Origin of the sequence: Halorubrum sp. SP9 (genome assembly GCF_005435015.1) — an archaeon.
In the GTDB taxonomy this organism is placed as follows: domain Archaea; phylum Halobacteriota; class Halobacteria; order Halobacteriales; family Haloferacaceae; genus Halorubrum; species Halorubrum sodomense.
This window is the reverse complement of the sequence record NZ_SGXU01000200.1, coordinates 1-750: the sequence shown is the minus strand read 5'-3', so window position 1 is coordinate 750 and position 750 is coordinate 1. Positions and strand designations below refer to the sequence as shown.

Sequence of the window (750 nt, the reverse complement as noted above, 5' to 3'; positions counted from 1 at the left end):
GCTTCGTCCTTCTACTCCGTGATAACAGCTGATTAGATCGCTATTCAACACAGCACCCCATTCGACAGCTGAAGCAGTAATCCGATTCGGAACCCGAGGCATTGATCAGCTTGAATCGGATGTCTCCGAGAGCAAATCTATCGAGATCAAGTTCCTGATTGATGTTGAAGATAATGTAGGGCACTATCAGTTAAGCTACACAGACGTTGTAGATTCATCCTGACCTAACAGAGAGTTATATTGGAACATCATCTCCACGAATCATATCAATATCCGCTCGTGAGAGGAATTCGCGATATGGCCTATTTCGCCTGCCATCCGCTTGTTGGAGCTGGCCCTTATGGTTCGCTTTCACATGAAATTTGAACGTCTTTGGCGTCGATTCTGTGTCTCCAGATACCTCGGCACCGCATTCGGCACACGTGAACGTGCGATCGTCGCTCATACCCAATAATCGGTCTCAGCAATAATGAAAAGTCGGACACCAAATACAGCGAATAGAGACTTACTTCTCAAACGTCAGTAGCGCAGATGAGCAAGGGCGGTTCAGCTGCGGATCGAAGTGAGTAGCGAATTCTTGGTCGACTAATTCGAATCCGTCAGCTTCGTGTTCGGATATCCTCTTGTTCAGCTCTTCGTCGAACACTTCGTCATCCGATTCTTTCAGTTCGACAACCTTCTTTCCCATACCTATCCGTCTGACTGAATCATAAAAAAATAATCGTGCCGTCGGTGTCGCCTCTTAGATCC

The 750-nt window shown here is 46.9% G+C and carries 1 protein-coding gene; it reads right to left on the bottom strand.

Annotated elements, in window-relative coordinates; genetic code table 11:
• Window positions 1-505 precede the first annotated feature (505 nt).
• Window positions 506-688 (bottom strand): hypothetical protein, encoded by a 183-nt coding sequence (locus EXE45_RS17195; RefSeq protein WP_137695048.1) that lies wholly within the window; start codon window positions 686-688, stop codon window positions 506-508.
• Window positions 689-750 lie beyond the last annotated feature (62 nt).